The organism is Minwuia sp. (genome assembly GCF_048263705.1).
Lineage (GTDB): Bacteria > Pseudomonadota > Alphaproteobacteria > Minwuiales > Minwuiaceae > Minwuia.
Genome location: NZ_JBLXDV010000006.1, coordinates 138940 through 154306 on the forward strand (window position 1 = coordinate 138940; position 15367 = coordinate 154306).

General features: G+C 63.3%; 18 protein-coding genes. 7 read left to right on the forward strand and 11 right to left on the reverse strand.

Translation table 11 applies throughout. From position 1 onward, the window contains the following. Positions 1 to 174: 174 nt before the first annotated feature. From ACN0X7_RS10675 to ACN0X7_RS10705, 7 genes are all read right to left on the reverse strand, one after another. Complete coding sequence (locus tag ACN0X7_RS10675) at positions 175 to 3111, reverse strand: hypothetical protein (RefSeq protein ID WP_417516973.1); 2937 nt, start codon at positions 3109 to 3111, stop codon at positions 175 to 177. Beyond that, positions 3111 to 3707 carry a flagellar motor protein MotB gene (locus ACN0X7_RS10680; RefSeq protein WP_417516975.1) on the reverse strand — a complete coding sequence of 199 codons (597 nt, stop codon included), beginning with the start codon at positions 3705 to 3707 and terminating at the stop codon, positions 3111 to 3113. The genes ACN0X7_RS10675 and ACN0X7_RS10680 overlap by 1 nt, the downstream gene beginning before the upstream one ends. Before the next feature lies 1 nt (position 3708). Beyond that, on the reverse strand, positions 3709 to 4341 hold the full coding sequence (locus ACN0X7_RS10685; RefSeq protein ID WP_417516977.1) for a hypothetical protein: 633 nt from the start codon (positions 4339 to 4341) through the stop codon (positions 3709 to 3711). 108 nt (positions 4342 to 4449) lie between these two features. Further along, complete coding sequence (locus ACN0X7_RS10690; protein ID WP_417516979.1) at positions 4450 to 5136, reverse strand: MotE family protein; 687 nt, start codon at positions 5134 to 5136, stop codon at positions 4450 to 4452. A 1-nt stretch (position 5137) separates the two neighbouring features. Further along, on the reverse strand, positions 5138 to 5566 hold the full coding sequence (locus ACN0X7_RS10695) for a DUF6468 domain-containing protein (RefSeq protein ID WP_417516981.1): 429 nt from the start codon (positions 5564 to 5566) through the stop codon (positions 5138 to 5140). Beyond that, complete coding sequence (fliM, locus tag ACN0X7_RS10700; protein WP_417516983.1) at positions 5566 to 6672, reverse strand: flagellar motor switch protein FliM; 1107 nt, start codon at positions 6670 to 6672, stop codon at positions 5566 to 5568. Before fliM ends, ACN0X7_RS10695 begins: the two co-directional genes overlap by 1 nt. A 31-nt stretch (positions 6673 to 6703) precedes the next feature. Then, positions 6704 to 7363, reverse strand: a complete 660-nt coding sequence (locus ACN0X7_RS10705) for a flagellar basal body-associated FliL family protein (protein ID WP_417516985.1) — start codon at positions 7361 to 7363, stop codon at positions 6704 to 6706. A gap of 195 nt (positions 7364 to 7558) precedes the next feature. Between ACN0X7_RS10705 and flgF the strand changes: the two genes are divergently transcribed. Genes flgF through flgH form a run of 4 tightly spaced genes read left to right on the forward strand, consistent with a single transcriptional unit; the run spans position 7559 to position 10899 of the window. Next, positions 7559 to 8332, forward strand: a complete 774-nt coding sequence (gene flgF / locus ACN0X7_RS10710; RefSeq protein ID WP_417516987.1) for a flagellar basal-body rod protein FlgF — start codon at positions 7559 to 7561, stop codon at positions 8330 to 8332. 17 nt (positions 8333 to 8349) lie between these two features. Then, positions 8350 to 9135 carry a flagellar basal-body rod protein FlgG gene (flgG, locus tag ACN0X7_RS10715; protein ID WP_417516989.1) on the forward strand — a complete coding sequence of 262 codons (786 nt, stop codon included), beginning with the start codon at positions 8350 to 8352 and terminating at the stop codon, positions 9133 to 9135. 5 nt (positions 9136 to 9140) lie between these two features. Continuing rightward, complete coding sequence (gene flgA, locus ACN0X7_RS10720; RefSeq protein WP_417516991.1) at positions 9141 to 10109, forward strand: flagellar basal body P-ring formation chaperone FlgA; 969 nt, start codon at positions 9141 to 9143, stop codon at positions 10107 to 10109. Positions 10110 to 10152: 43 nt separating this feature from the next. Further along, complete coding sequence (gene flgH, locus ACN0X7_RS10725; protein ID WP_417516993.1) at positions 10153 to 10899, forward strand: flagellar basal body L-ring protein FlgH; 747 nt, start codon at positions 10153 to 10155, stop codon at positions 10897 to 10899. Positions 10900 to 11002: 103 nt separating this feature from the next. Here flgH and ACN0X7_RS10730 read toward each other — a convergent pair whose 3' ends face one another. From ACN0X7_RS10730 to ACN0X7_RS10740, 3 genes are all read right to left on the reverse strand, one after another. Beyond that, positions 11003 to 11659, reverse strand: coding sequence for a hypothetical protein (locus ACN0X7_RS10730; protein ID WP_417516995.1), 657 nt, complete (start codon positions 11657 to 11659; stop codon positions 11003 to 11005). A 104-nt stretch (positions 11660 to 11763) separates the two neighbouring features. After that, entirely contained in the window at positions 11764 to 12180 is a 417-nt protein-coding gene (dksA, locus tag ACN0X7_RS10735) for an RNA polymerase-binding protein DksA (protein ID WP_417516997.1), read from the reverse strand. 115 nt (positions 12181 to 12295) lie between these two features. Further along, positions 12296 to 12709: a flagellar assembly protein FliX gene (locus ACN0X7_RS10740; RefSeq protein WP_417516999.1), complete on the reverse strand. Its 414-nt coding sequence runs from the start codon at positions 12707 to 12709 to the stop codon at positions 12296 to 12298. Between the two features lie 191 nt (positions 12710 to 12900). Between ACN0X7_RS10740 and ACN0X7_RS10745 the strand changes: the two genes are divergently transcribed. From ACN0X7_RS10745 to ACN0X7_RS10755, 3 genes are read left to right on the forward strand one after another with little or no spacing between them, the layout of a single operon-like run. Then, entirely contained in the window at positions 12901 to 14016 is a 1116-nt protein-coding gene (locus tag ACN0X7_RS10745; RefSeq protein WP_417517001.1) for a flagellar basal body P-ring protein FlgI, read from the forward strand. Then, entirely contained in the window at positions 14016 to 14330 is a 315-nt protein-coding gene (locus tag ACN0X7_RS10750; protein WP_417517003.1) for a rod-binding protein, read from the forward strand. The genes ACN0X7_RS10745 and ACN0X7_RS10750 overlap by 1 nt, the downstream gene beginning before the upstream one ends. Then, entirely contained in the window at positions 14327 to 14767 is a 441-nt protein-coding gene (locus ACN0X7_RS10755) for a hypothetical protein (RefSeq protein ID WP_417517005.1), read from the forward strand. The genes ACN0X7_RS10750 and ACN0X7_RS10755 overlap by 4 nt, the downstream gene beginning before the upstream one ends. 12 nt (positions 14768 to 14779) lie before the next feature. On the opposite strand, the gene hspQ is transcribed toward ACN0X7_RS10755, so the two are convergent. After that, complete coding sequence (gene hspQ / locus ACN0X7_RS10760) at positions 14780 to 15103, reverse strand: heat shock protein HspQ (protein WP_417517214.1); 324 nt, start codon at positions 15101 to 15103, stop codon at positions 14780 to 14782. Between the last annotated feature and the right edge of the window lie 264 nt (positions 15104 to 15367).

The following is a 15367-nucleotide window of genomic DNA, read 5'->3' on the forward strand; positions in this document are numbered from 1 at the left end:
CGCAGCGCCCGCCGGTTGCATCAGACACCAACCGCGGAACGTCACCCCCGGTTTATCCGGGGGCCGTCCTGAATATCCGATCCGCGCGGCGTTCGTTCACTCGTCCGCTGGCCCTCGCACGGAGGCGCAGCGAAATCCTGTGCGTTGGCCGTTTCAATCAAAGACCGGGACGCTTCAGTTGATCGCGCTCAGGGGTTTTTCACGCAGCCGTTCCCGGTATGACGCCATGAAGGCCTCGAAGCGGTCGACCTGCGCGATCTCGGCGGCGAGGTTGCGGAACTCCGCCGTATCCCGCTGATCTTCCGCCGTCACGATCTTGAAGGCCGGCCATTCGGGTTGGCCCTCCATGCGCTCGGCGAAGTCCTCTCTCAGGTTGCCCAGCGCCGCGCGGTCATCGGCCAGCGAACTGGCGATGGCGAATCTGAGAATATCGCGGCGCTGTTCCTTGGCGAGCGGGCGGGAACTGCCGCGGATATCGACCAGACGGGCGCTGAGGGAAGCGGCAGCGCGCTGCCATTTGCGTGCGCGCCAGAGAATCTCGGTGCGCACGTCGCCAACATCGGCTCCTTCCAGCCCGTTCAACAGCATCAGGGCACGATCGTAATTGCCGAGTTCGGTGAGTCCCCGGGCCTCCAGCAGGCGGCGCTCTCGCACCAGTTCCTCGGGGATCGACAGATCGCGGGAGCGCCTGAGCGCGTTGATGGCTTCGCGCGGCTTGCCGTCCAGCAGGTACAGGACCGAAAGCCGGGTTGCGACGCGCGAGCGCTCAATGCCTTTCAGACGGTGACTGACCTGATGTTCCAACAACTTCGCCGCCTCGTCGAGCAGTTCCACCGCCGCCAGCCGGTCGGCAAGACGCCGGATCATGCGGTCGCCGCGGTCCCCCTCCGGCGTCAGCTCGCGAAAATCGTAATACAGCCCCATGGCCGTCACCGGCGACATCTTCTCGGCATAGGTGCCCTCGAACAGGCGGGCGAACACGTCGTTCATGTCCGCCGCCAGCCGCTGCGCCTCCGGCAGGTCGGGAAAATCGTCCACCGTACGGCGCATCGTGACCATGCCGTCGCGATAGGCACCCGTCTCGATGTACAGCTCACCCAGTCGCTTCAGCAGATCGAACTCGAACACGTCACCGCGCCAGGCGAACCGGAGCCGCTCCAGACGCTCGATGGCCTCCTCGGCGGTGATGCGGTCCTCGCGCAGCAGCAGGTTGGTTTCGGCAAAGGTCGCGCGGGCGCGCACGTCGCGATGCGTACTCCGGCTCAGCGATCCGAACGCCACCTCGGCCTCCTCCACATCCCCGATCAGATCGTGAATACGGGCTGCGATCAGCGCGGCGTCCTCCTTTCGTTGATCGGCTCCGCCGAACTGGACGAGTTTCGAGACCTGTTCCTGGGCGGCCTTGGGATCGTTCAGTTCCAGGGCCGTATTCGCCATCGCAATCCGGAACATGGGGTGCATTTCGACCGGTAATTGGTCCAGGGCCTGCCAGCCGGCGCGCAGTTCCCGCCGCGCTTCGCCGAACTCGCGTCGCTTGAACGCCAGAAGACCGCGGAAAAGCGCAACATCGCCGGCGTCCAGAACGCTCGGGTGTTTCAGGTCGGCATTGGCGTCACCCAGTTGTCCAGTCATCAGACGCGAAATCCCCCGGATCGCCCGAAAGCCGGGATCAAGGTCCGCGCGACGATCCTCCTCCTCGATCCGTGCCATCACGCCCAGGGCCTCGGCCCCCAGTCCGTGCGCCACCAGGAAGCGCGCATAGGCCTTTCGCTCGGCATTGCGCGCCGCCGGCTTGGCCAGCGCGATCCGCTGCAGATGACGCTGACGGTTCGTGGTCATGTCGCCCTCGCCCTGCCATTCCTTCAGGTCCAGCAGGGTCCGGCCCGTCGCCGCCAGCGACGTACCGGAAAGCGCCGGAAGCGCGTCGTCGGATGCAACGGCATCATCAGCCTCGGCGGTCAGATGAAGCGTTTTGGGACCCGAGATCGACAGGCCCGTATCGTCCGCAGTCACCCGCAGGTCGAGTGACTTGAAGCGTATGGCCACGCCCTGCGGCGTCTCCGGCAGATCCAGTTTCACGAATTCCCGTGCCGGTCGCACGCCGACACCGGCATCCATCAGCGGCACCAGCACGATGCGGTCGCCGATCTGAGGGTCATCGACGATCACAGGCTCCGAGTGAGCGGCGATTGCGCCGAAAATCCTGGGACCGCCCTGCGCGTCCGCCTGGCTCTCGAAGTCAATGGCCGTTTCTGCCCGGCCACGCGCGCCGCCGACATCGATGATCCAGTCATCGCCATCCAGCGTGACGTCCAGCGGGACGCCCGTCGCGACATCGATCCTGACCAGCGTTCCGGACGATGCAAACTCGCGAACCACACGTTCGACTGGCCCCAGGGCCTCCGCGGGCTGATCGCCGAAACTCAGTTCCGCATCGCCGCCGAACGCGAGCCAGATGTGCTCACCGCGATGCAGCACCGCCGCAGCCGTCGGTTCCGGCCAGTCAAAACGCAGGATCGTGCGACCGGGCCGCAATTCGTAGGTGACCGGGATGAAATTCCCGTCGCCCGCTACCGTCCGGGCTGCCGGTTCCGGTGACTTGTGCGCGACCGGCTTCTTCGCCTTTGCGACCGGCGCAGTGGCCTTGGCCTTGGCCCGCACCGGCTGGGGGGCGGCAGGAGCGATGGTCTTCTGCGGCTTGCCGGCTGGTTTCGGGCTGCTGGCGGAACCGGATTTCGCACGCGGATCGACCGCCACGTCGATCACGATCCTGCTGCCGATCCGGAATTTCTTGAGCACGGACCCGGACGGCGCGGAAAGCTGCACCGTGCGGCCCTGGTCCAGCACCCGGACCGCAGAGATCGCGCGCGGTCCCCGTGCCTTGAAGTTCGACAGATCGAATTCCGCCGGTCGATCGAAATGAATCAGAATGCCGTCCGGCTTTTCTTCCAGACGGAACCCCACCTGATCGGGCCAGTCGAAGACCGCGCGGCTGAAACCCTTGTGGTCCCCGAACCGGACATCCACGGTTTCGGCTGCGGATGCTCCGATGCCCGCGCTCAGAACCAGCGCAAGTGCGGTTGCCATCATGACAAGGAAAGAACGCGGCATCACTGGCCCTCCTGGCCCGCATCAAGCAGGATCTCGATGGTCATTGGCGACCGGTCGCCGGAAAATCTTGTGGAAACGGGCACTTCATCGGCCACGCCCAGCATCACCAGCCGGTCCGCCAGTGCCTGTGCCGCGCGCAGCCCGTCATCGAACGCACCGACCGACCGCGCGCGCTGAGCGCCATCGCCGCCGATCAGGGCGGATACGCGGATCGGATAACCTGCCGACCGCAGATAGCTGGCCATCTCGTCGGGGATACGCGCACCGCCGGGTTGCAGGGTCTGGTGCAGGGCCACACCGTCGGCCTGGCGCTGCACGGTCCAGGGCCAGTCGCCGCGCCGCAGCCGTCCCTCGACGACCGTTGCCAGATAGTCATGCGCCTGCTCCCCATCCACCGCCGTGCGTCTTACAGCGCCAACCGGCTGAACGGCCTCGGGACGCTGCCGTGCCCATTCACCCTCGTTCTTGCCGAACACGGTCGCGATGCGGTCCAGCGCCGGGGCGTCGAAGTCCGACATGGCCAGCATCAGCACGAAGAACGCGCACAGGACGGCGCTGAGATCGGCAAACGCGATGAGCCAGGAACTGCGCGGCATCTCAGGACCCTTCCGCTGCGGCGGGCATCAGATGCATCACGACGTCATCATCCGCGCCCCGTTTGATCACCAGTCTGAAGCGTTCATGCGAGATACCGTTGCGCACCAGGTCACGCGCCAGCGCCGCGGCGCGGCGTCGTGCCAGAGCCCGATCATGTTCGAAGAACAGGGTCAGCGACAGGTTCAGATCGTTCGACTTCTGGGCTTCGCCCAGCAGCGCCGAAAGTCTCTGCACCATCGAAATCCGGCCCGGCTGAAGCACGGCGCTGTCTTCGGTAAAGGCACGGCGTTGCGGCATCCTGACGATCACGGTGCCCTCGCGCGTTTCCAGCTGCCAGCCGCCGTCCGGCAGTTCGTGCCGGAACAGGTCGGCCAGCCGCTGCTCCAGCGGATCGGCGACCAGCGCCATCGCGCCCTCAGGCTGAGGCACGGGCGGGACAAAATCCAGCCGCAGGCCGTCCACCATGGCACGGGTCTTGGCTTCGGAAAGCGAGGCGTGTGCGTTCAACAGGATGAAGAACCCGAGCAGGATCAGATAGAGCGCCAGGAAAACCGTCGAATTCGCGAGGCCGCCCTCGTCGGGCGCGTCGGTTTCTTCTTCCGGATCAGCGGTATGATGCAGGTCTGCCAACATGGGCCGATCATGCCGTCATGTTGGTTAAGACCGCGTAAACCCGCGCCCGGGAAAGCGCCTGAATCACCCGGGACATCCCGGCATCTGATCGAAGAAGACGGAACTGCCCTAGGGTTTGATGCGGCTTTCCAGATCGTCGCGGGTCGCCAGGGCGATCGTGAGCTCCTGCGCGCGCTGCGGGCTCATTTCGGCCAGCACCTCGGCGACCTTGGATTCCTTCATGCGCGCGGTCACGTCCAGCAGGATATCCAGCTCGATCTCCTCAAAGATCCGGGCGGCGTCCTTGGCCTTCATCTTCTCGTAGACGGTGACCAGCCGGGCCATCCGCTTTTCCTCGGCCTCGTCATGCTGCTCGACCAGCGTGTCGATGCGCTGCTCCAGAGCCTTCAGCGTATCGATCTTTTCGTCGATCCGGCTTTCCGTCGCTGCCAGCAGGTTCTCGCGGACGTCGAGGGCGCTCGCACGTTTCTCGATTTCGTCGCGGCGTCGCGCCAGATTCTCCAGCAACGCAATCTCGGAAGGCGAGAAGGTCGTGGGATCGCGACCGGCCAGAGTCCCGGTCACGGCCTCCGTTTTCTCTGCCGCGGCAAGCTTCTCCACCTCGGTGCCATCTGCTTCAGCGCGCGCGTCGGCTTCATCCGGTTCGGTTTCGGCGGCGGCGAACGCCTGCGGCACGGCGACAAGTCCCGGACCGTCCTGTTCAAAAATTGTCGTCAGACTGGAGACCCGCACGCCAAGAACCATCACCAGGGCAAGCAGGGTTACCGGCAGCAGCCGTATCTGGAAAATCTTCAACTCAACGCACCTTTCTCAGGGCCTGAAGCAGGTCGCGTTCGGCATGCGAACGGCCTTCCGTCTGTGTCTCTGGGGCCGCTGCCGACCGTTGGTCCTGTACGGGGCGTGCGTGCTCGACGCCCTTCTCGATCCGGTCGGCAACGCGGCTGGCGCTGCTGGTCACCAGATCCAGTTCTTCCAGCATCTCGCGGCTGCGGGAAAGCTGTTCCTGAAGGTCGCGGCCGATGGCGTCGGACGCCTGTTTCAGTTCGGCAACGCTGCCGCGTGCGGCTTCGGTCGCCTGATGGAACGACCGTACCATCTCGGCCATGTCGCCCTTGGCATTGCGCAGTCGCGACAGACGCCGGTTCAGCACGAAACAATAGACCAGCGTCGCCAGCAGCAGTCCGGCCAGCAGGATGTCGAGCAACAGATCAACGCGCATGTCCATCAGCTACTCCCCAGCTTGCGGTAGGTCTTGTCGATCCGCACCGCGATGTTCTGTCCGCGCCGGCCCATGCGCCCCGAGCCCATCGGAATGCCGCCACAGTTCAGTTCGATCGTGCTCTCGGGCGATGCGTTCAGCAGCAGGGTCTCGCCCTCCTGCATCTGCATGACCTTGCTGAGCGGCATGGTCTGTTCGTCCAGCACCGCCACCAGATCGACGTCGGTCTGCCACAGTTCCGTTGCCAGATGGTTTTCCCAGATCGAGTCACGGCCGAATTTCTCGCCCATGAACATCTGCAGCAGCAGTTCCCGGATCGGTTCCAGCGTCGCATAGGGCAGCAGCACATCCAGCCGCCCGCCGCGATCTTCCATATCGATCCGCAGCTTGATCAGGATGGCGGCATTTGCAGGCCGGGCGATCGTGGCAAAACGCGGGTTGGTCTCGACACGGTCGAAGTTGAAGGAGACCGGCGAAAGCGGCTCGAACGCGGCGGCCATGTCGGCCAGCACGACGGCGACCATGCGCTCGACGAGATTGCGTTCGATGGTGGTGTACGGGCGGCCCTCGATCCGCATGGCCGCCGTGCCACGGCGCCCGCCCAGCAGGACATCCACGATCGAATAGATCAGCGACGAATCCACCGTGATGAGGCCGAAATTGTCCCATTCGACGGCACGGAATACCGACAGGATCGCGGGCAGCGGGATCGAGTTCAGATAGTCGCCGAACCGTATCGAGGTGATGTTGTCCAGCGTCACCTCGACATTATCCGAGGTGAAGTTGCGCAGCGACGTCGTCATCATCCGGACCAGCCGGTCGAAGACGACTTCCAGCATCGGCAGACGTTCATAGTTGACCAGCGCCGAGTTGATGATGGCCTTGATGCCTGACCGGTCGGCGTCTTCTTCCTCGCTGGCGTCAAAGCCGAGGAGATTGTCGATTTCGTCCTGATTCAGGATGCGATTGGTCTGGCCACCGCCGGATTCGCCGGTCAGCTGGTCCCAGGCCTCGGTCATGTCCTCGTCGCCGGCACCCTTCTTGGCGGCATCGGCCTCGTTCGCGTCGGACCACTCCTCGGCAAGCTTCTCCTGATCGACCGAATCGCTCATGAGCGGGTCCTCACTTCAAAATCGCGGCGCATCACTGGACCAGCATTTCCTTGAACAACACGTCGCGGATTCGCGAGGGCTGCACGGACTGGTTCACACGGATCATCAGCTCTTCCTTCAGGCGGTACATGCCGGCCGAGCCACGCAGGTCCTCGCGCCGCAGCTCGCGCAGATAGACCTGAAAGTGGTCGATGATCCGGGGCATGATCCGGCGGACCTTGCCCACGATCTCCTCGTCGCCGAACTCCAGCGCCACCTTGATCTTGAGAAAGCGCGGCTGGCTGCCGGACGTGTTCAAGTTCACCAGCATGTCAGGCAGCTCGAAGAAGATGAGGTCCGAGCCCGCGTACTTGACGGTGCCGACCAGCGCCGGATCGCCGCCACCGTGATCGCCTCCACCGCCGCCATGACCGTCATCCTTGCCGCCACCATGACCGTCATCGTCCGCCTTCTTCTCAGATGCGTGACTGTCACCGTCACCGGAGTCTTTTCCGTGATCATCGGAAGCTGCCGCGGCGGCCTGGGCCGATCCGTCTCCGCCGCCGGACATCATGAAGAAGGCCGCGCCGCCGCCGCCGATCAGCAGCAGCGGCAGGGCGACAAACAGCACGAGAACCTTGCCGCTGAGTTTCTTCTTTGGCTGCTCGGTCGCTTCACCTTCAGCCTCGGGTACTGTTTCTTCTTCGGCCATGACTGTTGCACCTTGGATCGCCGGAACGGGTTGAGCGGCAGCATCGAAGGTTTCGGTTAATAAAGCGTTCCGACAGCCCCCTCGCCCGGCAGAAAATGCCCAGTAACGGACCCTGCAGGCAGTTCCTGATCGGCAGAGAACGTTTGTATCGAAATTTATTTCATATTTTTCAATTAGTTACATCTGGCACGCCGGATGCGTATCCCCATCCCAAGCAAACCGCTCGACGAATTCGAGGTGATCATGGGTATCGAGAACGCGATCCTTATTGGCCTGTCCCGGCAGGTGGCGCTGCGCAACCAGATGGATCTGGTGGCGAACAACATCGCCAACGTCAACACGACGGGCTACAAATCCCAGGAACTGCTGTTCCGGGAATTTCTGGTCAAGACAGACGAAGGCGACTCGATGTCGTACGTGGAAAGCTACGGCAGCATCCGCGACACCAGCGACGGCCCGATGAAACCGACCGAGAACCCGCTGGATCTGGCGATCTCCGGACAGGGGTATTTCACCGTCGGGACCGATGACGGACCCCAGTACACCCGCAACGGCCACTTCCGCCTGAACGAGGATGGACAGCTGGTGACGCAGGACGGCGATCCCGTTCTGGACGTCGACGGGAAGGAAATCGAATTCGCCGATCCGGGCAATCCGGTCCAGATCGCCCGGGACGGGACGGTGACAGCCGGTCCGGGCGAACAGTTCCGCATCGCCGTCGTCAACTTTGACAATCAGCAGGCACTGGAAGGTGTCGAGGGCGGACTGTTCAAGACCGATCAGCCCGCCAACCCGGTCGAGGCCCCCTCGGTGATCCAGGGCATGCTGGAAGGATCGAACGTCCAGGCCATCGTCCAGATGACACGCATGATCGATGTGCAGCGGGCCTACGAGTCCATGCAGAAGATGATCAGCACCGAAAGTGAAATCCAGACCGACGCCATCGAGCGCCTCGGCGCCATCGCGTAAGCGGGAGTATCAGAAAAATGCGCAGTCTTTCCATCGCCTCCACCGGCATGCTGGCCCAGCAGCTGAATGTCGAGGTCATCTCGAACAACATCGCCAACCTGAACACCACCGGCTTCAAGCGCCAGCGGGCGGCCTTTCAGGACCTGCTCTATCAGAACGTCCGGCGGATCGGCTCAAACTCGTCGGATGCAGGCACCATCGTGCCGTCGGGTGTGCAGATCGGCGTCGGCGTGAAAGCCGGATCGGTCTACCGGATCGTCGAGCAGGGCGATCTGGCGATCACCGAGAACCCGCTGGACCTGGCCATCAACGGCCGCGGCTTCTTCCGGGTCACCCTGCCGACGGGCGAGGACGCCTACACCCGCGCCGGCACCTTCTCCATCGCACCGGACGGCCAGATCGTGACGCAGGAAGGCTTTATCGTGGCCCCCGGCATCGCGGTGCCGAACAACACGCTGGACCTGTCGATCAACGCGAACGGTGAGGTCGCCGCCAAGATTTCCGGCCAGACGCAGTTGCAGAACCTGGGGCAGCTTGAACTGGCAACCTTCTTCAACGACGCAGGCCTGGAAGCCATCGGCGACAACCTGTTCCTGGAAACGCCGTCATCGGGCGCATCGACCGTGGGCATTCCCGGTCAGGCCGGTTTCGGCACCATCCAGCAGGGCTTTCTGGAAACCTCCAACGTCAATCCGGTGCAGGAGATCACGCATCTGATCACGGCCCAGCGTGCCTATGAAATGAACTCCAAGGTAATCACCGCATCAGACGAAATGATGTCGGCGATCAACACCCTGAGGTGATCGGAATGAAACGTCTTGCCCTTCTCCTGACCCTGCTGCTGGCCTTTCCGGTCGCGCTGCAGGCCGCATCCCGGCCGATCGAGGACGCGACGCTCCGCTATGACATCATGGTCGACGATCAGGTGATCCGCCTGTCGGACATTCTGGAAGGCAGCCCGCGCGCCGAAACGATCTCGGTGGCACGCGCGCCCCGTCCCGGCGATGCGCTGGCTCTCAATCCCGTCGCCATCCTGCGTCTGGCGGCACGGCACCGCATCCGCTGGAGCGCGCCGGTCGGGCTGAAACGGATCGTCGTGCGCCGCGCCAGCACCGTGATCGACGCCACCCTCCTGCAGTCCGAGATCGAGATGGCCCTGGCCGACGCCGCACCGGACGAGGATCTGGACATCCAGTTCGCCGGACGTCGCGCGGAGATCCATGTCGGCTCGGATCAGGAACCGACCATCCGGATCGAAAGCCTGGACTACGACAGCCGCAGCGGGCGCTTCACCGCTCTGGTTGCCGCCCCCGCCAACGATCCCACAGCCCAGCGTCACCGGGTTACCGGTCGCGCCTGGCGTATGGTCGAGATTCCCGTGCTGTCCGCGCGGGTGAAGGCCGGATCCGAGATCGAACCGCATCATGTCGGCTGGCAGCGCGTGCGCGCGGACCGCGTCCGCCGCCAGACGATCCAGGATATCGGTGAACTGATCGGCATGGCGCCCAAGCGCAACATCGCCCTGAACCGCCCGATCCGGCAGAACGACCTCCGCCGCCCCGTGATGGTCGGCAAGGGCGACATCGTCACCATGCTGTTCCGCTCGGGCGGCATGACCCTGACGGCCTCGGGTCGCGCCATCGAGGACGGCGGACGAAACGCCATCATCCGCGTCATCAACGAGCGCAGCCGCATGACCGTCGAAGGCCGCATCGACGCGCCGGGCCGGGTCATTGTCGGCGAGACCTTCCAGCAGCTTTCCAGCCTGAGCAACTGAACCGATGCTCTTTCACACCTCTTCTGCACAAGGCAGCGAACCCATGATCAAGCACAGCAGATTTCCCGCCCTCCTCCTTCTGGCCGCCGCGCTTTCGGCATGCGGGGCCGTCGACCGGGTCGCCAACATCGGCAAGGCCCCTGACCTCGCCCCGATCGAGGACCCCAGGACGGAAGAGAAATTCCGCACTGTCAGCCTGCCGATGCCCAGGCCCGAGCCGGTGATCCATCAGGCGAACTCGCTGTGGCGCCCCGGTGCGCGGGCCTTCTTCAAGGACCAGCGCGCCGCCCAGGTCGGCGACATACTGACCGTGATCGTGGCGATCCAGGATCAGGCCGAACTGAACAACTCGACCACCCGCAACCGCACCGCATCCGAAGACGCCGACGTCACCCAGCTGTTCGGACTGCAGGGCAACTTCGCCAACTTCCTGCCCGACGCCGTCGATCCGGCCAGCCTGCTGAGCGTCGGCAACACCAGCGCACACAACGGCGTGGGTACGGTGGACCGGGAGGAAACCATCAACCTGCAGGTCGCGGCATTGGTCGTCGATACGCTGCCGAACGGCAATTTGGTGATCGCCGGACGTCAGGAAGTGCGCGTGAACTTCGAACTGCGCGACCTTCGCGTCTCGGGCGTCGTGCGTCCGCAGGACATCACCAACACGAACACGATCCAGCACAGCCAGATCGCCGAGGCGCGCATCTCCTACGGCGGCCGCGGTCAGCTCACCGACGTCCAGCAGCCCCGCTACGGCCAGCAGCTCGTCGATGTGCTGATGCCCTTCTGATCGGACAGACGGCAATCACGACGAAAGGGCTGGTTCCGAGGGGGAGCCGGCCCTTTTCTTTTCTCCAGAGTTCAACTTGATGGTGTTTCTCGAAGTCCTTCGATCAGGTGCCCGTCGCGGTCGCATCGGTGGTCGTGAAACTTACTTCACGCTGACCAATCGTCCCGTCGAACCGGGTTTCCCGAATGGCGGACTGGACTTCGTAGCTGCCCGAGCCTTCGACGCCCTTGAAACATTTGATGGCCCAGCTACCGCCGGTCTTGCCACGTGGCGACATATCGAAACTGCAGTTTTCGAAGCTGCCCGCGACGGACATCCGCAATGTGCCCCGGTCGGCGACCAGCGTGCCGGAGCGGCCATCTTCGAACGTCACCGGCCATGTACCGTTGAAATAGGTGGCCTGACTGTTCTTCGACGGACGCAGGTAAACCGGCCCTTTCCAGACAATGCGGTCGTTGACGACCAGCAACCTGCAGCCGGTTCCCTTTCCGGCGTTGCAGCGATGGACTGTAGAGCCAGGGCTTTCGCCGCCAGCACAGTCAAGAGGTGCCGCCCGACACTTCGACCACGCCCCGCGACCACGGGCGGGATCTACGGCAAGTGTCATGCCCGCCAGTCGGCCGGAGTGAAAATCCGGACCGAGTTGCCGCATGGTTTTCGAGGTAAGGATCAGTCGACCCTCTCCGGCCAACTCGTCGTTCTGGACACACGCGGTCAATGACCACGAGATACCGACCAGCAACAGAATCCTGACGATCAACGCATTTCTCCCCCAACACCATTCACCTTGCCAAGGCTGCCATGATCCTGAGCCGGAGGGAAGCGTGCACATACAACCGGAGGCCGAACATCCGGTCGGAGGAACTACTCGTCGCGGTAGGATTTCTCCCGGCGCTCGTGGCGTTCCTGTGCTTCCAGCGACAGGGTTGCAATGGGACGGGCCTCCAGCCGGCTGAGGCTGATGGGATCGCCGGTATCCTCGCAATAGCCGTAGGTGTCCTCGTCGATCCGCTTCATGGCAGCGTCGATCTTCGAGATCAGCTTGCGCTGGCGATCGCGGGTCCGCAGTTCCAGCGTCCGGTCGGATTCGGTTGACGCCCGGTCGGCAAGGTCGGCGAGCGGTTCGGTTTCGGACTGCATCACACGGATCGTTTCCTGGGAATCTCTCAGGAGTTCGTCACGCCAGCGCTGCAGTTTCTTACGAAAATATTCCTTCTGAACCGGATTCATGAAAGGTTCGTCGTTGCTCGGTCGATAGCTGTCACTCAGTTGGATACCCATCGTCACCCTCAATGAAACGCGTCGTCTTGCCGCGCGTTATAGTGAGCAAGGGGGCTGCTTCACAAGCCCCAATTTTCCGAAGATGAGTCAGGAATTCTCGGTTTAAAAGACTGACCTAGCTGTGGTATTTCGCCAGTTCGACCGCAACGCGCAGATCAATGGCGTCCAGCGTCTCCTGCAGGGCCGGCTGTTCGGTACCGTCCAGCCGCATGGTCAGCGCCCGTTTCAGGTTTTCCAGCTTTCCCGTATCGATCCGTCCCGCAAGCAGGGAAAGACGGATTTCATCAAGCCTGTCCAGCAGGTCGTCCGCCCGCCGTACGCGTCGCTGCTGACGCTGCGCGGGCGTGTCTTCCTCCTGGGCCAGCAGCACGGCCCCGATCGCTGAGGCACCCGACAGTCCGGTCAGCCTCGCCGGCTCCGATCCCGCATCCGTCGAATCGAGCGCAAAGGCGGAGTCTTCGCGACCGTCACGCTTGGTCGTACGGCGCACCGGTGCCGCTGCATTCAGTCTCTGTGACTCGATTTTCATGCTGCCCAGCCTGACACCGCATCGTTAACAAAGCCTTTCAGATGGGCAGAAAATGCCCACCACCCGGCAAGGATGACCCCAGCGGCGCTTCCCGAAACCGCGCCAACATACTGATCTGAAAGAGATAAATTCCGGCACGGTTTTCGCTTTCACGATCGCAGACACCAAAACCGCATCTGAGGTCCCTTGCCATGTTCCGTACCGCCACAACGCTGCTGACCGCCTTCCTGCTCCTGCTGCAGGTGACAGCCGCCCAGGGCGCGACGGTCCGTCTGAAGGACATCATCGAATTCGAAGGCATTCGCGACAACCCGCTGGTCGGCTACGGTCTGGTGGTCGGCCTGCAGGGCACGGGCGACACGTTGAACAATTCCCCGTTCACCCAGCAGAGCCTGGAAGCCATGCTGGAACGCCTGGGCGTCAACACCCGCGATCAGAACATCAATACCGAAAACGTCGCCGCCGTGATGGTGACCGCCGACCTGCCCGCCTTCGCGCGGCAGGGTTCGCAGATCGACGTGGTGGTGAACTCGCTGGGCGACGCGGAAAGCCTGCTGGGCGGCACGCTGCTGGTGACTCCGCTGGTCGGTGCCGATGGCGAGGTCTATGCCGTTTCGCAGGGCCCGATCATCGTCGGCGGCTTCAGTGCGACCGGCAACGCGCAGACCGTCACCAAGAACATCCCGACGGTCGGCCGCATCTCCAACGGTGCCACGGTCGAGCGCGAGACGGGGTTCGAGTTGGAACGCATGCGCCAGATGCGCCTGAGCCTGCGCAATCCCGACCTGACCACGGCCCTCCGCGTCGAGAAGGCCATCAACGAGCGTATGGGCCAGCGCATTTCGAAGGCGATTGATCCGACGACCGTGCTCCTCGCCATCCCGGAATCGCATCGCACCGAAATGGTCACCCTGCTGGCCGAGATCGAGCAGGTCTCCATCCAGACCGATCAGATCGCCCGCATCGTCATCGACGAGAAGGCCGGCGTGATCGTCATGGGGCGTGATGTGCGGGTCGACGAGATCGCCATCGCGCAGGGCAACCTGACGGTGACCGTCACCGAGACACCGCAGGTCAGCCAGCCGAATGCGTTTGCCGCACAGGGCGACACCGAAGTGGTGGACCGTACGGCGATCCAGATTGATGAGGGCGAGGACCGCAAGCTGACCGTACTCAATGAAGGTGTGAGCCTGCAGGAACTGGTCGACGGCCTGAACGCGCTTGGCGTCGGGCCGCGCGACATGATCTCCATCCTGCAGACCATCAAGGCCGCCGGTGCCCTGCAGGCCGAAATCGAGGTGATGTGATGAGCGACTTCCAGTCCCTGACCAATGTCCCGCGCAATGTGGTGCCCGCCGCGCCCGACAAGCCCTCCAACGCCAATGAGCGGCGTGCACGCGAAACAGCGGAGGATTTCGAGGCCGTGTTCCTGTCGCAGATGCTCAACCACATGAACCTGGGCATCGATCCCGACGGCGCCTTCGGCGGCGGCAAGGGCGAAGAGGCCTATCAGTCGATGGTTGCCGAGAAATACGGCGAGGCCATCACCGAGATGGGCGGAATCGGGATCGCCGATTCCATCTACAAGGAAATCCTGCGGCTTCAGGAGGTCGGAAAATGACGACTCCCGGTTCCCCGAAGATGATTGTGGAGAATGCGGAGCGGCTGCTCGGGCTGATCGAGGCCGAAAACCGCCTGCTGGATGAACGCAGTCCCGAGAAGCTGTCCGAAACCCGCGACCGCAAGCAGGTGCTGGTCGAGAACCACCGGAATGCGGTCAACCTGATCCGAACCGGCAAGATGCAGATCTCCCGACCCGAGCGCGAAATCCTGATCAGGACGGGCGAAAAACTGGAAACGGCGATGCTCGGTCATGCGCGGCGCGTCGCCCGCATGAAATCCATCACGGAAGGGTTGATGCACGTCATCGCCAATGAGGCCGAGAAGAAGAACGGGCCCGCCGAAGGCTATGGCTATTCAGGCCAGACGCAGGCCGCGACGCTGGCGCGCAATGCCTATCGCCGCCCGACGGCACTCTCCGTCAACCGGGTGATCTGACCGTCAATCCGGTCAGTTGGCCAACATGCTGTTGGGGACATAGCGTCCGTTGTGAATGGTGGAGAAAAAGTCATCCACCTGCGGATGCGCCACCGGGTCGCCGGTCTCGTCCCAAAGCAGGTTCTGTTCCGAGACATAGGCGATGTAGGTCGTCTCGGCATTCTCGGCCAGCAGGTGGTAGAATGGCTGATCCTTCCGCGGGCGCATGTTCGCCGGGATGGACTGCCACCATTCTTCGGTATTGTTGAATTCCGGATCAACGTCATAGATCACGCCCCGGAACGGAAAGAGCCGATGCCGGACAATGTCTCCGATGCTGAATTTCGCCAACGCCATCATCTGCGTCACTTGGGGTGCCTCCTGTTCCGGCTGACATCCTGTGTCATGCCGACTTCCATACATGCCCATCGCCGACGGTGAGGTCAATGTTCCGGCGCGCTTTCTGGTGCGGCGGTCCGGAACGGCAGACGCCGCCAGGGAGGGGATCCGGCGGCGTCCAGACTGTTGACGAGGAGGGAGAAAGTGCGTCTTTCCATTGTCTCGCCGTGTACTCCTGATCTGGTATCCGGCGGGCCAGCATTCAAGTGATCGAAGTCACAG